The sequence below is a fragment of the Pseudooceanicola profundi genome (genome assembly GCF_050897955.1).
GTDB lineage: Bacteria > Pseudomonadota > Alphaproteobacteria > Rhodobacterales > Rhodobacteraceae > Pseudooceanicola.
The window spans coordinates 34,428-56,083 of sequence record NZ_JBPAXZ010000004.1 but is presented as its reverse complement, the minus strand read 5'-3'; the positions used below and the strand labels follow the sequence as shown (position 1 = coordinate 56,083).

Sequence of the window (21,656 nt, the reverse complement as noted above, 5' to 3'; positions counted from 1 at the left end):
ATTCAATATTACCGGAACCCCCGAAATGATGGAGCAGTCATCACCGGCCTCATACCTCGAGCGTTATCTTGACCCGTTCCGCGACCTTCTGAGACGCGATGACGTGGTCGAGATCGCGATCAATCCGGACGGTAAGGTCTGGATCGAGGTCGCGGGCGACGCCGCCATGCGCCACGAAGGTCAGACTGTGGACCGGACCACAGCCCTCAACATGGCCCAGACCATCGTCGGCGACGCCAAGGCCCGCGTCTCTGAAAAGAACCCGCTCGTCTCCGGCAAGGTGGAATATGCAGGTCGTCCGCTTCGGGTCCAGGTCGCCGTGCCGCCTGCTATCGATCGCGGTGCCTCGATCACGATCCGCCTCTTCGCCTCCGGCAGCGTCCGGGATTACGCTCCCGCCTATCTCTTCGGAAAAGCCGTCTCGCTCGATGCGCTCCGAGCCGAGAAGATGAAGAACATCGCCACGCTCGCTGAAGAGAACCTAGAGGCCGCGCTGCAGACCCTGGTCGAAGCGCGGCTCAACGTCCTGATCAGTGGCGGCACCTCGACCGGCAAGACCACTTTCGCCCGCCACCTTCTGAACCACGTCAGCGAGCACGAACGGCTGATCACCATCGAGGACGCCTTCGAGCTCTTCCCCGGCCAGCCGAACACTGTCGCCCTCCTGGCCGACCGAGGTGCCGGTTCACAACGCAGCGCCAATGCCCTCCTCCAAGCCTCCCTCCGCATGCGCCCCGACCGGATCATCGTCGGCGAGCTGCGCGGCGCCGAGGCCCTGACATATCTCGAAGCGATCAACACCGGCCATGGCGGGTCGGTTTCCACCATCCACGCTGAAACCGCGGAACTCGCCATCGACCGGTTGGCGATCATGGTACTGCAGGCGGGAACGCCGCTGACTTTCGCCGAAGTGCGCGAATACATCCGGAAGTCCATCGATGTGATCGTCCAGCTCGGGCGGGCCGAGGGGAAGCGGGGGATTACGGAGTTTTATTTGCCGGGCTGACGACAACTTTCGACTGGCAGGGCGGAGAGATGGCCTTCGATCTTCATGCGATGGCGAAGCGCCTTTACGGGACGAACACCTTCACCGCCCTTTCAACAAGGTCTTGCGTGCGCTTTTTGACCTTATCAGCCGTCCAATCCGTATGTTCCCCGATATCACGGTTCAGCTTCAGGTTTGAGGCTTGCAGAACGGGCCGTTTATCCGCGAAGGACTTGTTTGCCGCCGCATCATTGTCGTTCGGGCCGAAAATGGTCAGATTTCCAAGGGAATCCTTGACCTTTTCCAGAGCGTCTACTTTGTCCGTACCCTTGGCCGAACGCGGATAAATGTGTTCGAGCGTCGTGTTGGAAAAGTCGAATACGCGTGTTTTATCCTTGCACTTCGGAACGCCGTTCGCACCGTCCTCATACCATTTCGCGTAGTCCTCAAGCGTAATGAGGAGGTAGCGAATATGACCGTTCCCGCTTCTCGGTGAATACCGCACCTCTGACAGATTTGCTTCGAAGACGCTATCAGGCACGGCCTTATCGATCAGCGTTTGCAGGTCTTTGCGAAGGTCCTTGATCGCATAGCTCGCATCATCCCGAATCTTCTTCGCATGACGCAGATAAATTTCGGTCATCGGCGTGATATGAGCGTTCCCAATCGTCCTGAACCTGAAAATGAACCGCTCAAGGGCTGCAACGGCCTCGGCAAACTTCTTCGGCTCCAGCTTCATGAGGGATAGCAGCAGCGGCATCGCGTTCGTGTGCTTCAGATGGATGACCAGCATCCTCAAGCGCTCACGGTCCCAGCTTACCACTTTGCTGTGATCTTCATACGGCCATTCCCCGTCGCCGAGCGTTTGCAGCGATGCAAAATCCGTATCGATCCTCTCGACCTCTTCGAGAATTGCCTGCGCTTCTTCTTTGCTCGCGGTCGTCTTGTCCTTGCTCTTGAATCGGTATTCGAGGAACTGATCCGCGAGGTTTGAGGATTTCGGACGCTTTCCTTCATACGAAGAATAGTACCAGCGCAAGTAGCTATCGATGTCGCCGGGTGCATACCCCAGAACGCTGTCCCACCGCTCGGAGAGCGTGTTCTGGATGGACACTAAGCCCTTGCTGTCCAGCAGTTCCAACGTACTCGCCCGCAACAAATCTCCATCGGTCAGGTGAACACCACGGTCATTCAGCACCTGGAAAATCTGGTAGGCCTCGCTGCGGGTTTCCGAGCACATGAAGATCACGCTGCAATCGGTCGCCAGCACGCTGTTCACGAGAAGCTGCAACCGCTTCGCTTTTTCCCACGGGGAACCGTCCTTGAGCAGGTCATTCTCCACGAACCCGACAAGCCGATCCCACGCGGCGCGGATACGGTCATGCGATGCTCTTTTCGAAACAGCCTTCTTCTCGGCTATGATGTTCTGAAAAAATTCATCATCAGCATCCGAGAGTTTGAGCTTGGGAACCTCGACATATTCCAGATCAATCTCGTCGCGGTAAATCAGATAGATGGTCCGCAAAGTCTCGATAGTGTCTTCAAGAAACTTCTTTGCCTTCTTTTCTTCAGCCGACAGGCTCCCCTTCTTGGTCAGCTCGCCGACAATGCCCCGCATTCCGCGGACGACCGCACCGATAAACATGACGAAAGACGCAAGTCGCTGCTGACCGTCGATAACCTCGTAGTTGGAACGGTTTGAGCTGGCCACGGGCATGCGGACCGTTACAACGCCACCGAAGAAATGACTTTTCTCCGAACCGCCCTCGCGCACCTTCAGGCATCGCGACAGGTCCTCGATAAAGTCATCGATGGCGTCTTCATCCCAGGCATATCCGCGCTGATATTTGGGCACGGCGAATGTATGGTTTTGCTCAAAGAGAAATTTGACTGCGAGCTGGGTGGGTTTGATCGGCATTCTGTTATGCGGCCTTATCCGACAATTTCTGATCGACCTTGCGCTTGAAGCTCCGCAAGAATGTTTCAAGAGCACGCGGGCGGTCTTCAAACCATTCTATGAGCTGTTCATAGCCGCCATGGGCATACTTGTTGAACTCACGGACGCCTTCATCGCTCAGGAAGTTCGGTGCGTCAGGCGTCACCAGATGAGCGATTGCGGAATGGACTTCGGGGCGCTCTTCCATCGAAACGCCCAGAGCTTCCAACTCGGCTTTGAGGAATAGCCCGACAAGGAGCTTTCCACGAGCACCGTAGCGGTCGGGGAAATAGGCGACCAGTTCGGCCGTTTCGTCCAAGGGAACGGACTCTTTGCGTTTGGCCGTGATGCCCGCGATGAAGCAGAAATAGAATGCGTCAAAATCGGTCTTGAAGACTCTCTGGTCACGGAGGTCCTTGAACCATTGACGAGCATCCAAGCGTAGTCTGAACGGTTGCATCAGGCGACCTCCTCTTCATCCAGCTGGAAGTCATTGAAGAAGGCTTCGCCCGTCACATTCAGCCCGTCGCCCGTCTCCTGAACGCTACCATTGTCATGCGCTTCCTGCGCCAGTTCTTCAGACCCTTTGCGGAACAAGGTTACGAATTGAATGTCGGCATGGCTTGCGCGCTTTAGCGGTGTAATGAATCTTGAGCGCTCCGAAGAAATCGTAAAGGCGATGAACTGGCCCGTCAGGTTGGGGATCAGTTCGCCGATTTTCGGGCGGACGGCCAGATCAATCGGGCCCGCCGGGCTGTCAACGACAAAAGGAAGCTGATGATCCGAACGGTGGAATAGGGTCGCCAGAAATGCGTAGGCAATTGAAAGCGTTTCACCAACACTCCCGCCTTCCTGGCCTTCGAGGATCAGGTTTTGTTCGATCCGGTCAATCGAGATGCTGTTATTCGGCATCAATTGAGAAATACGGGCATTGGCTTGTTCGCATAGTTCTGTCGTAATTCCGGTGCGGGCCTTTTTGTGTGCGCTATCGATGATCGCTGTCAGAGTATCCCGTTTGGCCTTTTCGGTCAGGGTATGCGTGATTTCAGCAAGCTTTCGTTCGGCGTCATCAACCCGCTTTTCAAGGATTTCGATGCCATAGGTCCTTTCGTCGTTCCGGGTCTGATCCTTGCTGTCAAATTTTTCCAGATCGGCTTCGACATCTTCGATTTGATTACGCAAGCTTTCGATGTCATCGCGGGCGCTCTTCACAGCAGGATCGGCTTGTTCGGCTTCGAGCCTTAGCGAGTCCCGATCATTGCGCGCATCGCGTTCCTCTTCGACGGCGGTTGCGAGACTGCCCATCTTGCCGTTCAGGTCTTTTTCCGCCTCGTCATCTGCATCGCCGACAGCATCCTTGATGGCCGTCTTCATCGAATTCAAAAGCGCAACATCTTCAGTGCCAAGATACCTTGCGGCCCGCGTTCTGATGGTCGCAGCGATTTCCGCATCAATGGGGCGACCACAGACACATTCCTGCGCATCTGCCAGGTCTTCAAAAAATTCCCGTGCGGCGCTCTCGGGAAGCTTCACCCGATCCAAACCGTCCTTGAGGGACAACATGGATGTCGCAAAGAATGACGATAGAGCATGAGGGTCACGCATCCTGTCGAGTACGTCCAATGCCTCTTCACGAACTTTTCCCTTGAGGCGTTCAACCTTCGTCTCGGCGTCGTTCAGCGCCTGAAAGCGAGCGTCTTCTTTCTTAATCTCCTGATGATAGGCATCTTCCTTCTTTTGAAGTTGCGCCGCCAGATCAGCGCGCTTTTCCTGAAGTTCCTGCTGGTCGCGGCGACACTTGGCGAGATGCTTTCTGAGACTGACAAGGCGGTTCTGGCGGCGGGACAGTCCACGCTCTTCCGTCGCGCTCACATTCTGCGTTTTGTTGTCCCAATATTCCCCGACTTTGCGCGACATGGCGTCGAACGCATTCATCTGGAACAGGTTCTCTACAACCACTTGCGCGTCCGTATACTCACGATCCAGCAAGTGCTGCGCCAGCTCGCCATCGAAGACGTAGAAGTTGACGAAGTTCTCGTTCATGAAGCGCCTGAAGTCCGAAGGCGGATGGAAGCCGTCCCGTCGTCCCGGTCCATGCGTGGTCTTGTAGGATACGCGACCGTTTTCGAAGTCGAACTCCATGAGAATGGTTGCGCGTCGGTCATTCAGAAGAAGCCGAACCTCAAAATACCCGTGCTGTGACGCCCCGTTCCTTTTTCGGTATTCAGCGATGGTCTGACGATCCCAGCCGGGGTCTATCGCGGCCCCTGACAAAGCGGCGCGAAGCAACGCCAAGGTCGTCGTCTTCCCCGTCCCGTTCGGCATCTGGATGAGGGAGACGGGATAGGGCTGGCCGTCAGAATCCACGCAACTGATTTCGTGGTCGGGGCATCGAAGACCTTCAGCTTTCCAGCCGAGAATACGCATAACAGCAGGCATTAGTCTTCATCCTCCATGTCATCATTCTCGACGACGGTCCCTTCGAACAAGACCTCTAAATGTCGGGCTGTCGTGGCCTGGTCATTGATATCTTCGTTCCCCGATGTGACGGCCTCGAACCAGGCGATCAGGCGGCGGGCCAGCGTGTCGGGCTGTCCGGCTTCCGCTACAGCCTCATTAATGGCCTGTGTAATTCGAGCATCAATTGTCACTTGTCGTGTCCCCCGCACGCACCGCCGCGAGGTCTGTCAACCACTCGGCGCGCTCTTCGTCTGCATTTTGTTCGCCATCCTCGTCCGATTGCCGGATAAAATCGACAATGTTCGCCACTTTTCCGGGATTGTCAGGGTCTGTCCTGAGACAACGCCCCATACGCTGGATCGTCTCCAACCGTGCGCGGGCCGACGAAAACAAGATCACTGAGTTGAGTGACCTGATGTCGATACCTTCGGAAACACGGTGGCAGGTGATCAGGCATTCCAATTCACCCCGCGCGAAGCGTTTTAGTGTTTCCGACTCCTCTCCCGAAAAATAAGTATGAAAGTCTGATCTGTATTTGTGAATGATTTCCAGCACTTCATCCCCATATTCCTGTGTCTCGACAAAGACGATACATCTTTGGAGGAGATGTTGGTTTTCGCGGATGAAGTCATCGAATATCGGAAGCTTGGCTCTGGATGTCTTGTAAACGCGTGCGATCTCGATCCAAACTTCTTCTTCGCTCATCGGATTGCCCGCCGCCGCCCGCGCGGCTTGCCGCTTATAGACATCGCGGACGCGTTGCCCGTCTTCAGCGGTCATGTGGTAGGGCAGCGGGAAGTAGTCGAACGGTGCCAGGATTTCGCGACGGATCGCATCATCGAGTTCGAACCGCATGAGTTCGGGTCCGATATGGCGGACCAAAAATTCATTCCCGTCGTCATCGTATTCACGTTCTGGCGTTGCACTTAGACCCAACTTGAAGCGTATATTGTCCGAGAGCCCTTCAAGCCTGTTCCTGTTGGCGGGGCTCCCCAACCCGTGAACCTCATCATGTATCAACAATGTGCGTTGAGCGACCTCGGAAGGGAGCTGACGAAGTGCGGACGCCAGTGGCTGGCGTGAAACCAGTAGGATCGCATTCTTCGGTTCAAGCAGAAAATCCTCGACCTCGCGCGAAGACTTGTAGTGGCGATACACTTTCGCGCCGATGTCTTTTCTCACGCCGAGCAGTTCGGCATACCACTGATCCAGCAAATCGTTGCCGTCAGTGCTGACGATAATGGTGTCGATGCTATCGCGTTCATACAGGGCCCGTAGGATTTTGAGCGAGGTTCGGGTCTTGCCCGTACCTGTAGCCATATTCAGTACGCCGCGCTCCGCCGCCATGAATTCTTCGAGCGCATCGTTCTGGTGCCGCCATTTGTCGGGTTTGGCCTTTTCTTCCTGCTTGCGCTGACGCCGACCCGCTTCCCATTCACCACATACTCTGATGAGTTGTTGGCGGGCCGCGTCAGGGAAGCTGTAAACCTCTACGCCTTTGTCACTGCGATCCCACAACTCTTCGAAGTGAGCTTTCTTACGCTCCGCACGCGCTGTGCTCGACCAGGAGGGATATACGTCTACGCATTCGCGATTGTTCTCGAACGCGTTGCGGCTCTCATTCGACGACCCCGTGAAGGCCACAAAGTCCTCGTCGTCGAAAAACAGACCGATCTTCTCGTGGTAAATCCCCGTTCCTGTCTTAGGCACGGCGATTTGGATTTCCAATCGTCCCAGTTCCAGTAAACGGACCAAGCGGACCGTCCCGTCTCCGATGCCGTCGGCAAAGTCGGTTTCTATGATCTGTTCGAGGCGCTGCGAACAGATTTTCTCTTTCGGAACACCGTTGCTGATCGCTTCCATGTCGCTATGGGAAAGCTCTACGGAGGTGACCAGTCTGATGTGGCCGCCACGCTTGATGAACTCACCCAGCGGCGTGCCGAAAGATTCCAATGCGCTACTGGAAAAATAACCGACGGCTCGCCAATAGGCTTTGGAGCGTGCCAGACAGGGACGAAAGAACTCTTCGACTATGTTGTTATAGCCGGACCTGTAGTCTTCCTGATATTCAATTTTGCGCAACCCCATTAGTCGTTACTCTGCCCCCGCTAAAGTCGGTCGTTATGCCTGCCATATGCGATCCCGCTCTGCCATCGGGACTTGAACAATGCTTGCATTGAAGTCGCGTGAAGGAATCTCATTCTTATCCTAAAAGAGTTTGCTTTACAGGGAGTTGGGGATCAACCTTCAATTTAACGATGATCCGCTCATGATCCCTTGCGGCATATGGCGGTTCGGGGGGGGTTTTAGCGCAGAGCATCAATCTGCGCAGCCAGCAAGGGCCAGTCAACATCGGGCGTCAGGTGTGACCAGGACACGCGGATTGCGCCTGCGATAGCTTCGTCGGGCAATCCCATCGCTTCAAGAACATGGCTGGGTGTGTAGCTTTGCGAGGTGCACGCCGAGCCATTGGAGACGGCCGCAACGCCTTTCAAAGCGACCATGATCGCTTCCGAGTCCAGTCCGGGCACGGAGAAGTTCAGGACATGGGGCAGTGTGTGTTCTTCGTTAGCGTGCATCCGTATTCCCAGCGGCTCAAGCGCCGCCAGCGCCTCGTCGCGCACGGCGAGGCAGCGGGCTTTGCGGGCTTCATTGTCCTTCAACGCAGCCTCCGCCGCCACGCCGAGGCCGACGATCAGTGGCACGGGAAGCGTACCGGGGCGAAGCCCGCGCTCCTGACCGCCGCCATACATGATCGGCTTGAGGGGCGCTCGCTTGAAGCCGCGCCGACGCGCAACAAGCGCGCCCACGCCTAACGGGCCGTAAATCTTGTGTCCGCTCACGCTGATCAGATCAATCCTCTCGGACCGCAGAGGCTCAAGGTCTTTGCCGTAGCCTTGCGCGGCATCGACATGAAAGTAGGCGTCGCTGTCTTTCAGAAGCTCTGCGATTTCCAAAAGCGGCTGGCGCGCGCCTGTCTCATTATTCGCATGCATCACCGAGACAAGAAGCGTTTCGGGGCGCAGGGCGTCCGCGATGGCCTCTGGTGCAATTCGTCCGGCGCTGTCGGGAGGGACCAAGGTCAGCGTAAACCCTTTGGCCTCCAATACTTCCAAAGGCTCCAGCACGGCTTTGTGCTCAATCGTCGTCGAGATGATGTGACGTCGGTTCGATTCTTCCCCGAAAGCCGCCAGACCGAGAAGGGCAATGTTGTTGCTCTCTGTCGCGCCGCTGGTGAAGACAACTTCGTCTCCCGTCGCACCGACGACCGCAGCGACCTGTTCACGGGCGAGCTGCACGGCCCGTTTTGCCCGCAACCCGAACTCATGCGTGCGGCTTCCTGCATTGCCCAGACCATCCGCCATCCACTGCACCACGGCCTCCTGAACGCGCGGCTCAACGGGCGCTGTCGCGTTGCAATCCAGATAAACGGGGCCGTCTTCTTGTTTGTATGTAGGTGCAAACGTATGTTTCATATTTGACAAACTTTGGTCGATGTGATTCAGTATGTTTGTATCGTACAACCCACCGGTTTGAAAAGAAATATGAGCGACGGCTTCGAGTACCAGTTCCCCGCCATCAGGGGCATCCAGGCGCGACGGGAATACTATGTTTCCATGTGTCCCATGCGGCTTTTGCCGAAGCTATTCCAGTTCGATGAGGATGAACTCGCCCCCGAACTGAGAGCCCAGCGTCAGCTCAACAGAGCCCGCATTCCCGAGCTTTCGCGATACATCACGGAAAATGTGGATAACTACGTTTTCTCAGCCATTACGGTCTCGATTGATGCCGATATCGCGTTCGCGCCCTTTGCCGGAGACGGCGAGGCCAACCGAATCGGCATACTCAAAATTCCTATGTCGGCGCGCTTCATCATCAATGACGGACAGCATCGGCGCGCAGCGATTGATCAGGCATTGCGCAATCATCCCGAGCTCGGAGACGAGACTATCGCGGTTGTGTTCTTCCTCGACAAAGGGTTGGAGCGTTGCCAGCAGATGTTTGCGGACCTCAATCGCTACGCCATCAGACCGTCGCCTTCACTTAGTATTCTCTATGACTATCGAGATGAAGCGGCCCGCCTTGCCAAGTCTCTGATCGCAGGCTCTGATATCTTCCGCGATGTCGTCGAGCTGGAAAAGACCAGCCTCGCGCCGCGTTCCCGACGGCTTTTTACCTTGAGCGCCATATATCACGCCACAAACGAACTTCTGACAGGGATGCCCGAGACGACGCCTGACGATGCGGCGCGACTCGCTCTGGAATTCTGGGAGGCTGTGGCCGAACAATTTGACGAATGGGGACGGGTACGCAACGGCGACCTTACCGCAGGCGAAGTGCGAACCGACTTTATCCACACGCACGGCGTCGTGCTGCAAGCATTGGCTCGCGCAGGCCGGGCGCTGATTTCCAAGTATCCGAAGACTTGGCAGTCGAAGATCGTCAAGCTCAAGGCCATAGACTGGCGACGGGCTAACAGTAAGATGTGGGAAGGTCGCGCCTTGGTCGGCGGACAGCTTTCAAAAGCACATCAGAACGTCGTCCTGACTGCGAATGCTATCAAGACCCATCTGGGGCTTGAGCTTACGGATGATGAACTGCGCGTCGAAGACGCATATAAACGAGGGGCCAATGGCAACAAAAAAGCCACAGCGTAATTCGGCATTCTCGGAAGCCGGGTTCAAGAAAACGATTGACGCTCTCAAGCAGGAGATTGTCGATCTCTACTTTTCCGATGAGATCCCATGGGTCGTCGGCTATAGCGGCGGAAAGGATTCGACCGCCGTGTTGCAGCTTGTCTGGCTGGCGCTGGCTGATCTGCCGAAGGACAAATGCTCCAAACCCGTCTACGTCATCAGTACCGACACGTTGGTCGAAAATCCCGTCGTCTCGCTCTGGGTTTCGAAGTCTCTTGAACGCATGGGACAGGAAGCTGCGGATCAGGGCTTGCCGCTGACCGCGCATAAATTAACGCCTGCACCCGAAAACACATTCTGGGTCAATCTGATCGGTCGCGGTTATCCCGCTCCGAGACCAAAGTTCAGATGGTGCACCGAACGGCTGAAGATCAACCCTTCAACACAGTTCATCAGCTCGGTCGTTCAGAAACACGGCGAGGCCATCCTCGTTCTCGGCACGAGGAAAGCCGAAAGCACGGCCCGCGCCAAGGTCATGGAGCGTTTTGAGCGAAAGCGGGTTCGCGACCGTCTGAGTCCGAACGGCAGTTTGCCCAACTCCTACGTCTATTCGCCCGTCGAAGACTGGTCGAATGATGACGTGTGGATGTTCCTCATGCAGGTGCAAAACCCATGGGGCTACAACAACAAAGACCTGCTGACGATGTATCAAGGGGCTTCGGCTGACGGGGAATGCCCGCTTGTTGTTGACACCACTACACCGAGTTGCGGCGATAGCCGCTTCGGATGCTGGGTGTGCACGCTTGTCGAGAAAGACAAATCCATGCACGCCATGATCCAGAATGATGAGGAAAAGGAGTGGATGCTGCCGCTTCTTGAGCTGCGCAACAGACTTGATCCCCCCAAGACACCTGACGGTGACCGTCCTTTACGGGATTTCAGGCGCATGAACGGAGCCGTCCAGCTCTTCCACGACCGTCCAATTCCGGGGCCTTACAAGCAAAACGCCCGCGAAATGTGGCTTCGACAGGTTTTGGAAGCCCAGCGGCATATTCGGGAAAACGGTCCGAATACGGTGTGTGACATCGAGTTGATCACACTCGAAGAGCTCGAAGAAATCCGTCGCATCTGGGTCGTCGAGAAACACGAAATCGAAGACACGCTACCGCGCGTCTACGAAGAGGCAACAAGCGAAGCCTATCCGGGCGGTAGCCTCGACGACAATCTGGTCATGGGCGCCACGGAAATGGAATTGTTGCGCGATATTTGCGAAAGTGACGAGCTTCATTTTCAGCTCGTCAGAGAACTACTGTCCGTAGAAAAGCGCCACAAATCGATGCTGCGTCGGGCGGGTTTGTTTGATGCGCTGGAAGCCTCTTTTTACCGCAATTTCTATGACAACGAAGAGGATGCTATCGAAAGAGCGCGGACACGCCGCGATGCGCTCGGTGAAGCTCGTGAAAAGGCCACCGATGAGCTTGCGCCCATCGACAATTCGTTGGCCCTTGTTGATGAGGGCTGCAAATGATTTTTGATGAGATCATTCTCCACGACTTCGGTCTGTATCAGGGTGAGCAACGCATCGAGCTGACCCCGCCGGAACCTGGCAAGCCGATTGTTCTTATCGGCGGTTTGAACGGCGGCGGGAAGACGACGTTCCTTGATGCTCTCCAACTGGTTTTGTTCGGAGCCCATGCCAAATGCTCCAACCGTGGTTCGCTTTCTTACTCAGAGTATCTGTCGCGCTGCATTCATCGCAGACGGGGCAACACCGAGGCGGGGATCGAAATGGCGTTTCGCCATACTGTCGAGGGTACGGAAGAGCATTACCACCTGCGTCGCTTCTGGAAGATCACTGGCAACGGATGCAAAGAGCGGTTCGAGGTTTTCAAGAACGGCCATGCTGAACCTACACTGGCCGATAATTGGGCAACACAGGTCGAAGAGTTCTTTCCCGCCAATATCGCCCATCTGTTTCTTTTTGATGGCGAGCAAGTCGAGGCGTATGCCTCACAATCGGATTCTTCCGCTCTGATCGGTGCAGCGATTCAGAACTTGCTGGGACTGGATATGGTCGATCAGCTCGAAAAGGACTTGCTGGTCTATGAACGCCGCAAGCGTTCGGAAGAAAAGGATGCTCCGCGCCACACTGAAATCACATCCGCCCAGGATAAGGTGCGTGACCTGCGTCGGCGCGTAGATGCCCTGAAACAGGAGCGCGCGTCATTGCAAACACATCGCATCGACAAGCAGCGCAGGGCCTTGCGGAAAGCAGAGGACAGGTACCGAAAGATCGGCGGCGCCCTCTACGATCAGAAAGATGCTATCGAGAAAAAATGGGCGGATGCCGTGCAAGCCGTGCAGGACGGAGAAGTTGCCCTGCGTGACTTTGCAGGCGGGGCCGCGCCCTTAATCCTTGCCCGCGTTCTTCTTGAGTCTGCCGAGTTGCGTGACCGGCACGAAGAGGAATGCCGTCGCTCCCGTGATCTCGCTGACGCGCTTGTCGATAGAGATAAAGCCATCCTGAAACATTTGCGCGGCCGGAAAGCCGAAAAGCAGGTTCTGGATGCTCTGAAAGACTTTTTCGAGTCCGACCGCGCCAAGCGTGCAGAGCTGGGCAAGAAGGACACGGTTCTGGATATCACTTCGGAAGTACGTAGTGATCTTCACTCTCTGTTGCGGGGCGATCTGGAACAGCTTGCGGCAGACGCAGGCAACCATCTTTCTCGACAAAACCGCCGTCGTCGGGATGAGGAACAAACCCGTGTGGAATATGAGAGTATACCGAGCTCTGACACGGTGGAGGACGTGGCCAAAGAACGAGACGAGCTTCGCAGCGACATTGCCGAACTCGAAGCCATGTATGCCGCAATGGGGCAGGACATCGAACGGCAACAGCGCGAACTCGAACGACAGGAGCAGTCACTTGCCCGACTGCTGGAAGCAGACGCGAAAGATCAGGGACGACGTGATGACCGCTCGCGAATTCTTCGCCATTCGGGAAAAGTGCGCGGGACGCTGGAAGCATTCCGTCACGCCGTCATCGCTCGCCATGTACGACGCATCGAGCAATTGGTTCTCGAAAGCTACAAACAACTCTTGCGAAAGGGTGGGCTTGTCACACGTCTTTCAATCGATCCCGAAGATTATGCGCTGACGCTTTTCGGTCGCGATGACGACCTGTTGAGTGCCGAAAGACTGTCTGCGGGCGAGCGCCAGCTTCTGGCAATCGCTCTCCTCTGGGGCCTAGCAAAGGCTTCAGGCCGGCCCTTACCGACAGCCATCGACACGCCGCTCGGACGTCTCGACTCCGTGCACCGCATGCATCTCGTCGAACGCTACCTTCCTTATGCCAGCCACCAGATTTTGCTGCTTTCAACCGATGAAGAGATTGCGGGAGATTATCACGAGCGCCTGCGTCCGTGGATCGGACACACTTACCAGCTCACCTACGATGACAAGACGGGCGCGACCCGCATCGCGACGGGATATCTTCCGTCCAAGGAGGCCGCATAATGGCAATCGAACATATCCGGCTCTCCCAGCAGGCCAAAGACCAACTCATCAAACTCAAGCGCGTCACGGGTATCGAGCACTGGAACGTGTTGTGTCGTTGGGCATTGTGCGTGTCTCTGGCGGAACAGAGCGTGCCTCCGCAAGCGAAAATCCCTGCCGATAGTAATGTCGAGATGAGCTGGAAAGTGTTCGGCGGACGATATGCCGACCTTTATATCGCCCTGGTCAAAGAGCGCTGTGTCCGCGACGGGCTCGGCGTCGATGCTGAAACCGTGGCGCAGCAATTCAGGCTCCATCTGCATCGCGGCATATCCTACCTTGCGGGCAACAAGGAGCTGCGCAAGATCGACGATCTCGTCGCACTCGTTGCCTGATGACGTGTCCGGTGTAGACGATAAGTTTCGTGCGCGGGGACGAACGGCTATCGGTCGGGCGGAACCGTCACGCCCCCTGAAATGCATACTGGCCGACGGCATCCTCCAACAGGACATGCACCTGTTCGACTATGGCTGCGGTCGTGGCGACGACCTGCGCCATCTTGCCTTTCTCGGACACAATGCCAGCGGTTGGGACCCCGTTCACAGACCCGATCATGAGCGGCGCAGCGCATCGGTCGTCAATTTCGGTTACGTCGTCAACGTCATCGAGAACGTCAATGAACGCGCCGATACGCTCCGCCGCGCTTGGGCTCTTGCGGAACAAGTGCTGGTGGTGAGCGCACGATTGACGCTTGAAGCCAAATCATTGCGGGAAACGACCGAGTATGCGGACGGCTACCTAACAGGGCGCGGTACGTTCCAAAAATTTTTCGAGCAACAGGAATTGCGCCACTGGATTGATACCGTCCTCGCGGTGAAGTCCGTTCCGGCTGCGCCTGGCGTGTTCTACGTCTTTCGCAGCGAGGAAGCCCGAACCCAATTTCTGGCTTCGCGCTACCGCCGCCGACTTATTGCCCCCAGACTTAGCAAATCCGCTGAACTCTATGCCCGTCATGAGACGCTGCTGGCACCGCTTGTGGACTTTATGGGTGAGCGCGGGCGCTTGCCCCATGATGACGAGTTGGTCAACACGCCTGCGTTGATCGATGTCTTCGGTTCTATCCGTAAAGCATTTCGCGTTGTGCTTTATGCAACGGAGGAGTCTGATTGGGATGCCGTAGGGCAAGAGCGCGCACGGGATCTTCTGATCTATCTTGCGCTTTCGCAGTTCGAGGGTCGCCCCGCCTTCGGAAAGTTGCCGCTATCCCTACAACGGGATGTGAAGGCGTTCTTTTCCACATACAAGCAGGCTTGCACTCAAGCCGATACACTTCTCTATTCTCTGGGCCAGCCCGGAATTGTCGAACAGGCGTGTCAGGACTCAGGGCTCGGTAAACTTACGCCGAGCGCTCTCTATATCCATGAAACCGCTTTGCCGATGCTCTCACCCCTGCTGCGCTTGTACGAAGGGTGTGCACGCGGCTATCTCGGGCGGGTTGAGGGAGCCAACATCATCAAATTACATCGCGACGAACCTAAAGTATCCTATCTGAGTTATCCGGGATTCGATGACGACCCGCATCCGCCCTTGGATGAAGCGTTGACGGTACATCTGCAAACTTTTCGTGTGAAAACGCGCCGCTATCGGGACAGTGCGAACCGTCCCATTCTGCACAGGAAAGAGCTGTTCATTGCCGCCGATCATCCACTCCGTGCCAAGTTCGAGCGCTTGACGCGGGTCGAGGAAAGCAAGGGACTCTTTGAGGATACCAGCCGTATCGGGTTGGAAAACGGATGGCGTGAGGCGCTTGCCGAAAAGGGAGTCTATCTCAAGGGCCATCGTCTTTTGCAGCTTCGAGAGAACTGAAGAAACTGTCGTCCATCAAGTGCGCCGCAACCGTTTAGTGTGTTGAGCTATTTTCTACGCTAACTCTAAAACCTTACGGCCCAAACAGTACGTGACTGGCTACCCCTCGTCGCCTTGGTAGAAGCATCCTTTGTTGAACGCGCCGCGTGCATTGCGTTTTTTCTCCGCGAACAACAGCAGCTCTTCCTTGCTCACGCCGTATTGTTCGCCGAGAGCGAATATAACCTCTAGGAGATCAGCCAGTTCCTCGTGCTTTTGCTTGGAATCATTCGCCGCCAGCAGTTCTGCGTGTTCTTCCGTCAGCTTATCGTACAGGGCGCTCGTGAGAGCTTTGCCCTCAAGTGTCTTGATGACAGGGCTTCGCCCTTCAGCGCGGATTAAGTCAGGGATGTGATCGCGCACCAGTTTGTCGCGACGCCTGAAATCCGTTTCGTCCTTGTCTCTTTTCGCGCGATTGCATGAAAAACAAAGCGCCTGAAGGTTTTTGGGATCGTTGACATCAATAAGCTGCCCGTTCAGACGAACTTTTCCGTCTTTATTGGCCTTTGATCGCGGTATGATATGGTCGATATCAATCGGTCGAATTTCTGCGGAAATTCCACAAAGCTGGCACTTCCCTTTGGCTGATTTGAGGATTTCATAGCGCACAGAGGCTCCTGCCTCAGGTGCCTGTTCACGCGATCTTTTGCGTTCTAGCCAGATCGTGATTTTCTCATCGCAGAGTGCCATGGCTTCAATCCGATCTTCTTCACGCGCAGGATACGGCAGAAGACGAAAGACAGAGCCTTCGCGCTCGTAGTCGATAATGCCGTGCTTTGTGAGTGTGATCTTGGGCCAGCGCATAACGATACGCTCGTAATATTCCTGCACTGCTAGGTCATGACCTGACAGGGCTGTTGCCAGTTCGGTCTTGGTGCAAGTGCCTTCGTTGAGCAATAGTTCTTTGACGATAACTGGCTGATAGACATCCGTCATCGACATTCGGCTACGCAGAAAATCAAGCAAATCAGTCGGTTTCATAGCTTGAGCATAGATGAGTCCTACGCGTCTACGCCACGCTAAACTCTTCAGTATCCGAGTGCATCCACACCTTAGAATAGCATATTCTAGCAGATCGGGCTTTCGTCAACCGAGCCAGCGGGTTGTCTCGGCCATGCGGCTTCGATCCATTGCGCGTTATTTGGCAGCCCTGATGGGCAGACGTTTTTCTCTTCGTTTCGTGTGGGCCTGCGGCCCCTTACTCCGTCAAGACCAAGCCCTACGCTATGGCTTCAGGCGAAAGCCATGGCCCGTGGGTCGTCTGCGCCTGCGCCCACACCTTTTCAACGGCTCTCGGTCTGGACGGACGTCCCCCTACTCATTAGCGCGGGCCTACCCTTGCTTCGTCCTATATTTCGCCTGTTTGACCATCTCCGGAGTATGCGCTCGCAGCGCATGTCACAAAAGTGGGCTGCGACCGCAGTATATTTTGGGGTGGCGTGAAGGCCCAGAAAAGCTGTTCACAACGAAGCCCCCTCACCCGCCCAACAACTCCTCGATGAAATCCTCCTGCCGGTCGAGCGCCGCCTCCCATTCCTGCGGCACAGCCGCTTCGCGCTCGAGCGTCTCGGGCTCAGGCTGCCCGCGCTCGGCCTCCATCATCCTCACGCTCATTGCACGCGCTTCGCGACGCTGCGAGCGATCCCGGACTGGCGCGCGGTCGGCCGGTTTCGCCCGCTTGTCTGCGACGACCTCTTCTCCACCGTCGCCGCCCACTATTCCATTCCAAGGCCCCACACCCTGCACGCTCGGCGGATAGGGGAAGGGCTTACCCTCCTGGCGGGCGAGCATCTGCTTGAAGAAGGGATCGTCGTAATACTTGATCCGGCTCGCCTTGATCGGATGCTGGGGCGAAGCGAGGATGATGACCTCGTCGGGATCCATGAGGCGCGCTTCGGTCTCGGAGAGGAGCGGCCGCTCTTCCAGCCGCGCTGATGTCGAGGTCGCGCCAAGGAATCCCTTGTTGCGCCCATACATCCGGGTCACCGCCTCGCGGGTGGTGCTGCCGACTGCGGCGGAAACCTCCTTTACGGTGCGCTGGTCACGCGGGGTGATGTAGAGCTTCAGCCCTGCCCCGTTCTCGAGGCTTTCGCGGCCTTCGGGCCCGTAGATCCGGTCGAGCGAAGCCAGCGACTGCGCGATCATAGCGACGCGGCCACCGTAACTCGCCAGCGAATGGATCGCGCGTTCGAGATAGGGCATGGCCCCCATCTGCTGGAATTCGTCGATCATCATCATGACCGGCCAGGGCTCGTCCGGACCCGGTTCGTTGAGGCGGATCGAGGCGATGAGATCGGCAAACATCAGGCGCAGGAGCGGGGCCAGCGTCGCGATGTGATCTTCGGACACCGCGATGTAGAGCGATTGCGGGGTCTTGCGGAAGGTCGAGAAGTCGAAGTCGCTCGCCTTCGTGGCGGAGCGCACCGCCGGATTGTCCCATTGCTTGAGACCGGCGGTCATCAGCGCCTGGATGTTCGAGGTCAGCAGCCGCGACGAAGCTGAGGCCGCGTTGGTCCAGAGCTCGCGCAGGATGTCTTCCTCGGCCTCGTCGGCATAGGTCTTGTACTGGGCGTTCTTGTATTCGCCCCCTGCAACGATCTTGTTTACCTCGCCAAGGTTCGGCGTTCCGCGCTGGATCGCCAGCAGACAGGCGGCGACAAAGATCGACTTGCCGGCCTCGGAGAAGGTGTCGAGTTGCTTGTTGTCCTTGTCGAGGAACAGGTCGGCCAGGATCGAAACCTCGGTAAACCGCTGCGCGAAGCTCGGGGCCTTCGCGATCCGGGCGAGCGGATTGTAGCGATGCGTGGCATTGGCCCAGTCGAAGGGGCTGAACCGATAGACCTCGTCGCCGTTCAGCGCCCGGAGCCGCGCGGTCTTGTCGAAATTCTCGCCCTTCACGTCGAGCACCACGACCGAGCCTGCAAAACTCAGAAGGTTCGGGATCACGAAACCCACACCCTTACCGGCACGAGTCGGCGCCACCATCATCACATGCGGGATGGTCGTCGAGGAGATGAACTCGGCCTTGGAGGTCGGCGCGCCAAGCTTGCCGCAGACAAAGCCCTTGCCGGGCGCCTGTAGCATGTCGTTCTTCTTCAGCTCCGCCTTGGTCTGCCAATGGGCCGAGCCGTAGTCGTCGCGCTCCTTCTTCCAGGTCCAGGCCAGCGCCAGGGCGCCAAGCCCGATGGCCCCGAAGCCGACGGCCCCAAACCCCACCTTGAACGCCTCGGGATGTGCCGCGCGGGTACCGGCGCTCGCCTTCCAGAGCGCCAACATGTCGAAGCTCTGAAACCCGGTTTTCAGGGCTAGGGTCAGGTAGAAGGCGGCAACGATGGTGCCGATGAGGGCACCGCAGATCACGCCGAAGAGAAGCGCGGCCCAGAGGGGGAGTGTCTTGGTCATGGTGGTCATCTCCCCCTCAGAATTCCATCTCGTCGTCGAGACCGCGGTCCCGACTGAGATCGCGGCCCAGCTCCTGCGACTCCTGCTGGCCGCGCAGCCGCGCCACTTCGGTCGCCTTGGCCTGCTGCAATCCGGCGGCGCGGTTGGTGAAGACCTGATCGCGGGTCTCCTCGAAGGTCATCTCAAGGAATTCCTGCGTGACGGTGATCTGGTCGAGCTTGCTCGGCAAGGCCGCATCCAGCACTTCGTAGTTGCCACGCCGAAGCTCGGCCAAGCCCTCCTCACCCAATTCCTTGAAGAGCTCGGATTGCAGAGTCCGCTCGACTGTCTCTTCCTGTTCCTCGCTGAGCTTGCCGTCCCGCAACATGTCAGCGAGGTCCTGCAGGTAAGGATTGGGCGTCCGGTCATCCTCGTCGATAAGGGGCAATGTCGCCTCCTCCTCGTCCGCGAGGGTCCGACCAATCTGGACACCCAGTTCCTTGGCGCGCTCCATCAGGGCGTCCATCACGCCGTCGACCTTTTCCAGCGCGGCATCGAGCTGGTCGTCACTGGCGGTCTCCACGCTGAGACCGTCCTTGGCGAGCACCGCGTTCATGTCCCGCTCGACCCAGTCCTGGGCCATGCCGTAGTTCCGCGTGCCGCCCGCCGAGATGCGCGCCACCAGTTCCTCGCTGTCCATTCCGGCTTCCTCTGCACGCTCGAGCACGTCACGCAGGCCCTCGTCCTTGCCGGACTGCAGCGGGGCAATCAGCACGTCGCTGCCCGCCCCCGGCGGATAGGGTTCTTCGAGCTGCTTGCCAAAGCGCGCCCGCAGGTCCGGGTCCGGCACCATCTGCGACAGGTCCGCGATGATCGGCGCAGCCTTAACCTCGAACGCGGCGCGCTCGGCCGGGTCCAGTTCTTCGGCCTTGAGCCTCAGCGCCTCGATCGTGCGCTCGGAATAGTCGATCGCATCACCGACGGTCTTGATGTCCTTCATGTCTATCTCTCCTTCGGTGAAATTCCACGGCGTGCCGGAGCCGAGACCGTCCGCCATGCCGCGCAGGGCGCGCGCCATGTGGCGTTGGTCCATCCGGTCCAGCAAGTCGGCGAGGTTCTTGTAGTCCTTGGCGAAGCCCACCACCTGCGCCTGCGCGACGGCGGATTCATGGGCCGTCATGACGATCTCGCGCGGCAGACGGGCCTCTTCCTTGGCGCGGTAAATCTCCTCGATCCCGGCGGGCTTCTCGAAGATGCCGCGTTCGAGCCGGGTGGTGGCGTCGAGCATGACGCCATAGCGCTCCGCGATCTCGGCCTGCTTCTCGCGCATCAGCTGCGGCGACATCACCCCCTCGGCCCAGCAGGAGAACCAGGTGCCGGTTTCCACGCCGCGATTGTTCAGGATGATATGGGCATGCTTGTGCGCCCGGTCGTCATGAACCGCGAGGACATAGTCCCATTGGTCGCCGTATTCGCCGCTCTCGAAGAAATGCTCCGTCCAGTCCATCGCGATGTCGCGCACCTGGTCGACCGTCACGTCGGTCGGGAAGGACAGCAGCATGTGCGAGGTGAACCCGAGCTTGGTCGAGCCGCGCCAGGTACCGGCCCAGTCCTCGATGATGTCCTCTTTCTGCTCCTCAGAAAGCACCGCCGCATCGGTCAGCGCGTTGGTCATCGTCGAGTAGGTGTAGACCGCCTTGTCGTTGATGTAGGATATCTGCGCCCCGAGCGAAGCACGCGTCTTGCAGCCCCCTGCCCGGATCCGTTTGAACACCGCCGCCCGGCTCTGACCCGAGGCCGCCTTCAGCGCATTGCGCGCCGACAGGGATCCGACGCGCGCGAAACTCCGCCCCTGCCGACGCCCCGCCAGACGCGCGTCGATCCGCGCCGCGGCCTGGCCCCGGATGCGCTCATCCTCCCAGAGCCGCCCCATGACCGAGGTGTAGAGGGCGAGCGGATCAGCCATTCCTGACAAACCTCAATTCGCGTTCGATCGTGCGCGGGCTGTCCTCCAGAACCGCGCTCACCGTCCCCTGCCCTTCTTCCTTTTGCGGCCAATCCTGATGACGCATCGCCTGCGCCGCATCCTTCATCCGGCCCATCTCACGGCTCATCGACTGCGCCAGATCAAGGAGTTCGATCAGCACCGCGCGATCCGCTTCCGTGACCTCGAGCCGACCGCGATGGAGCGCCTTGGCGAGCACCAATCCGGCGTCGCTCACATCTTTCGCCTGACGCCATGCGGCGCAGAATTCCGAGACCAGATCACGAGGTACATCGAGAAAACCGCAGCGACCGCGCAGCACCGCATTGAGCGCCTGCGACCGGTTGGCATAGCCTCGCGCGCGCCACTCGGCATCGAACGCTGCAAGCTCGGACTGGCTCGCCCGAAAGGCCACCGTCTCGCTTGGATCGCGCACCGCGATGCCCTCGCCCGCCTCCTCTTTCGCGAGCCGGTTCACGTGGCGCGGGGAGATGCCGAATGCCGCCGCCAGCTCCCTCGCGCTCTCGCCCGCCGCAAAGCGCCGCGCGACTTCGATGCGCTCTTCAAGCTTCAGGTTTTTCGCTGGCCTCGGCACGGGTCAGACCCCTCGGACAAAATGTGCAAACATTGGCCATATCCTGCCAACGTCTTCCTTCTCTCCTTCGCTTATACTTCACTAAATCATATTGCGCAATATTACGTTTTGCATATTGTGTCTTTTTGCATGAAATGGGATGCACTCATGACCGCTGCGCAGCGCGACACGGAGCGCCGCCGCCCTCATCGAGGCAAGGCAATCTGGTCAAAAAAATCTTCTGAAACTTGTGCTGGCGCAGCACGCGATGTCAGGCAATCCGAGCGCCCGAGCCGTTC

The 21,656-nt window shown here is 57.7% G+C and carries 16 protein-coding genes; 6 read left to right on the top strand and 10 right to left on the bottom strand.

The genetic code is table 11. From position 1 onward, the window contains the following. Positions 1 to 28 precede the first annotated feature (28 nt). Positions 29 to 1,006, top strand: coding sequence for a P-type DNA transfer ATPase VirB11 (gene virB11, locus ACRARG_RS18850; protein ID WP_432691756.1), 978 nt, complete (start codon positions 29 to 31; stop codon positions 1,004 to 1,006). A 64-nt stretch (positions 1,007 to 1,070) separates the two neighbouring features. Here virB11 and ACRARG_RS18845 read toward each other — a convergent pair whose 3' ends face one another. From ACRARG_RS18845 to dndA, 6 genes are all read right to left on the bottom strand, one after another. Next, entirely contained in the window at positions 1,071 to 2,903 is a 1,833-nt protein-coding gene (locus ACRARG_RS18845) for a DUF262 domain-containing protein (RefSeq protein ID WP_432691733.1), read from the bottom strand. Positions 2,904 to 2,907: 4 nt separating this feature from the next. Continuing rightward, positions 2,908 to 3,381, bottom strand: a complete 474-nt coding sequence (locus ACRARG_RS18840; RefSeq protein ID WP_432691732.1) for a hypothetical protein — start codon at positions 3,379 to 3,381, stop codon at positions 2,908 to 2,910. Beyond that, positions 3,381 to 5,360 (bottom strand): hypothetical protein, encoded by a 1,980-nt coding sequence (locus ACRARG_RS18835; protein ID WP_432691731.1) that lies wholly within the window; start codon positions 5,358 to 5,360, stop codon positions 3,381 to 3,383. The genes ACRARG_RS18840 and ACRARG_RS18835 overlap by 1 nt, the downstream gene beginning before the upstream one ends. After that, positions 5,360 to 5,572: a CxC ATPase DNA modification system associated small protein gene (locus ACRARG_RS18830; protein ID WP_432691730.1), complete on the bottom strand. Its 213-nt coding sequence runs from the start codon at positions 5,570 to 5,572 to the stop codon at positions 5,360 to 5,362. Before ACRARG_RS18830 ends, ACRARG_RS18835 begins: the two co-directional genes overlap by 1 nt. Further along, positions 5,562 to 7,469, bottom strand: a complete 1,908-nt coding sequence (locus tag ACRARG_RS18825) for a DEAD/DEAH box helicase family protein (RefSeq protein ID WP_432691729.1) — start codon at positions 7,467 to 7,469, stop codon at positions 5,562 to 5,564. Before ACRARG_RS18825 ends, ACRARG_RS18830 begins: the two co-directional genes overlap by 11 nt. A 218-nt stretch (positions 7,470 to 7,687) precedes the next feature. Then, a complete protein-coding gene (gene dndA, locus ACRARG_RS18820) occupies positions 7,688 to 8,857 on the bottom strand; it encodes a cysteine desulfurase DndA (protein ID WP_432691728.1) in 1,170 nt (389 codons plus the stop codon). Between the two features lie 69 nt (positions 8,858 to 8,926). Here dndA and dndB point away from each other — a divergent pair, with 69 nt between their 5' ends. From dndB to ACRARG_RS18795, 5 genes are read left to right on the top strand one after another with little or no spacing between them, the layout of a single operon-like run. Beyond that, a complete protein-coding gene (dndB, locus tag ACRARG_RS18815; protein ID WP_432691727.1) occupies positions 8,927 to 10,039 on the top strand; it encodes a DNA sulfur modification protein DndB in 1,113 nt (370 codons plus the stop codon). Continuing rightward, positions 10,014 to 11,546, top strand: coding sequence for a DNA phosphorothioation system sulfurtransferase DndC (dndC, locus tag ACRARG_RS18810; RefSeq protein ID WP_432691726.1), 1,533 nt, complete (start codon positions 10,014 to 10,016; stop codon positions 11,544 to 11,546). Before dndB ends, dndC begins: the two co-directional genes overlap by 26 nt. Then, positions 11,543 to 13,534, top strand: coding sequence for a DNA sulfur modification protein DndD (gene dndD, locus ACRARG_RS18805; protein WP_432691725.1), 1,992 nt, complete (start codon positions 11,543 to 11,545; stop codon positions 13,532 to 13,534). The genes dndC and dndD overlap by 4 nt, the downstream gene beginning before the upstream one ends. After that, positions 13,534 to 13,908, top strand: coding sequence for a DNA sulfur modification protein DndE (gene dndE, locus ACRARG_RS18800; RefSeq protein ID WP_420415727.1), 375 nt, complete (start codon positions 13,534 to 13,536; stop codon positions 13,906 to 13,908). The genes dndD and dndE overlap by 1 nt, the downstream gene beginning before the upstream one ends. Continuing rightward, complete coding sequence (locus ACRARG_RS18795) at positions 13,796 to 15,379, top strand: DNA phosphorothioation-associated putative methyltransferase (RefSeq protein WP_432691724.1); 1,584 nt, start codon at positions 13,796 to 13,798, stop codon at positions 15,377 to 15,379. The genes dndE and ACRARG_RS18795 overlap by 113 nt, the downstream gene beginning before the upstream one ends. 99 nt (positions 15,380 to 15,478) lie before the next feature. On the opposite strand, the gene ACRARG_RS18790 is transcribed toward ACRARG_RS18795, so the two are convergent. From ACRARG_RS18790 to ACRARG_RS18775, 4 genes are all read right to left on the bottom strand, one after another. After that, a complete protein-coding gene (locus ACRARG_RS18790) occupies positions 15,479 to 16,399 on the bottom strand; it encodes an HNH endonuclease (RefSeq protein ID WP_432691723.1) in 921 nt (306 codons plus the stop codon). A gap of 495 nt (positions 16,400 to 16,894) precedes the next feature. Further along, positions 16,895 to 18,820 (bottom strand): type IV secretory system conjugative DNA transfer family protein, encoded by a 1,926-nt coding sequence (locus ACRARG_RS18785; protein ID WP_432691722.1) that lies wholly within the window; start codon positions 18,818 to 18,820, stop codon positions 16,895 to 16,897. Positions 18,821 to 18,836: 16 nt separating this feature from the next. Continuing rightward, positions 18,837 to 20,765: a relaxase/mobilization nuclease domain-containing protein gene (locus ACRARG_RS18780; RefSeq protein ID WP_107817734.1), complete on the bottom strand. Its 1,929-nt coding sequence runs from the start codon at positions 20,763 to 20,765 to the stop codon at positions 18,837 to 18,839. Next, on the bottom strand, positions 20,758 to 21,378 hold the full coding sequence (locus tag ACRARG_RS18775) for a helix-turn-helix domain-containing protein (RefSeq protein WP_107817733.1): 621 nt from the start codon (positions 21,376 to 21,378) through the stop codon (positions 20,758 to 20,760). The genes ACRARG_RS18780 and ACRARG_RS18775 overlap by 8 nt, the downstream gene beginning before the upstream one ends. Positions 21,379 to 21,656: the final 278 nt, after the last annotated feature.

Excerpts from the sequence above, each read along its gene's own strand:
- virB11 (WP_432691756.1), top strand. The coding sequence starts at position 29 with ATGGAGCAGTCATCACCGGCCTCATACCTCGAGCGTTATCTTGACCCG.
- ACRARG_RS18845 (WP_432691733.1), bottom strand. The coding sequence starts at position 2,903 with ATGCCGATCAAACCCACCCAGCTCGCAGTCAAATTTCTCTTTGAGCAA.
- ACRARG_RS18840 (WP_432691732.1), bottom strand. The coding sequence starts at position 3,381 with ATGCAACCGTTCAGACTACGCTTGGATGCTCGTCAATGGTTCAAGGAC.
- ACRARG_RS18835 (WP_432691731.1), bottom strand. The coding sequence starts at position 5,360 with ATGCCTGCTGTTATGCGTATTCTCGGCTGGAAAGCTGAAGGTCTTCGA.
- ACRARG_RS18825 (WP_432691729.1), bottom strand. The coding sequence starts at position 7,469 with ATGGGGTTGCGCAAAATTGAATATCAGGAAGACTACAGGTCCGGCTAT.
- dndA (WP_432691728.1), bottom strand. The coding sequence starts at position 8,857 with ATGAAACATACGTTTGCACCTACATACAAACAAGAAGACGGCCCCGTT.
- dndB (WP_432691727.1), top strand. The coding sequence starts at position 8,927 with ATGAGCGACGGCTTCGAGTACCAGTTCCCCGCCATCAGGGGCATCCAG.
- dndC (WP_432691726.1), top strand. The coding sequence starts at position 10,014 with ATGGCAACAAAAAAGCCACAGCGTAATTCGGCATTCTCGGAAGCCGGG.
- dndD (WP_432691725.1), top strand. The coding sequence starts at position 11,543 with ATGATTTTTGATGAGATCATTCTCCACGACTTCGGTCTGTATCAGGGT.
- dndE (WP_420415727.1), top strand. The coding sequence starts at position 13,534 with ATGGCAATCGAACATATCCGGCTCTCCCAGCAGGCCAAAGACCAACTC.
- ACRARG_RS18795 (WP_432691724.1), top strand. The coding sequence starts at position 13,796 with ATGCTGAAACCGTGGCGCAGCAATTCAGGCTCCATCTGCATCGCGGCA.
- ACRARG_RS18790 (WP_432691723.1), bottom strand. The coding sequence starts at position 16,399 with ATGAAACCGACTGATTTGCTTGATTTTCTGCGTAGCCGAATGTCGATG.
- ACRARG_RS18785 (WP_432691722.1), bottom strand. The coding sequence starts at position 18,820 with ATGACCAAGACACTCCCCCTCTGGGCCGCGCTTCTCTTCGGCGTGATC.
- ACRARG_RS18780 (WP_107817734.1), bottom strand. The coding sequence starts at position 20,765 with ATGGCTGATCCGCTCGCCCTCTACACCTCGGTCATGGGGCGGCTCTGG.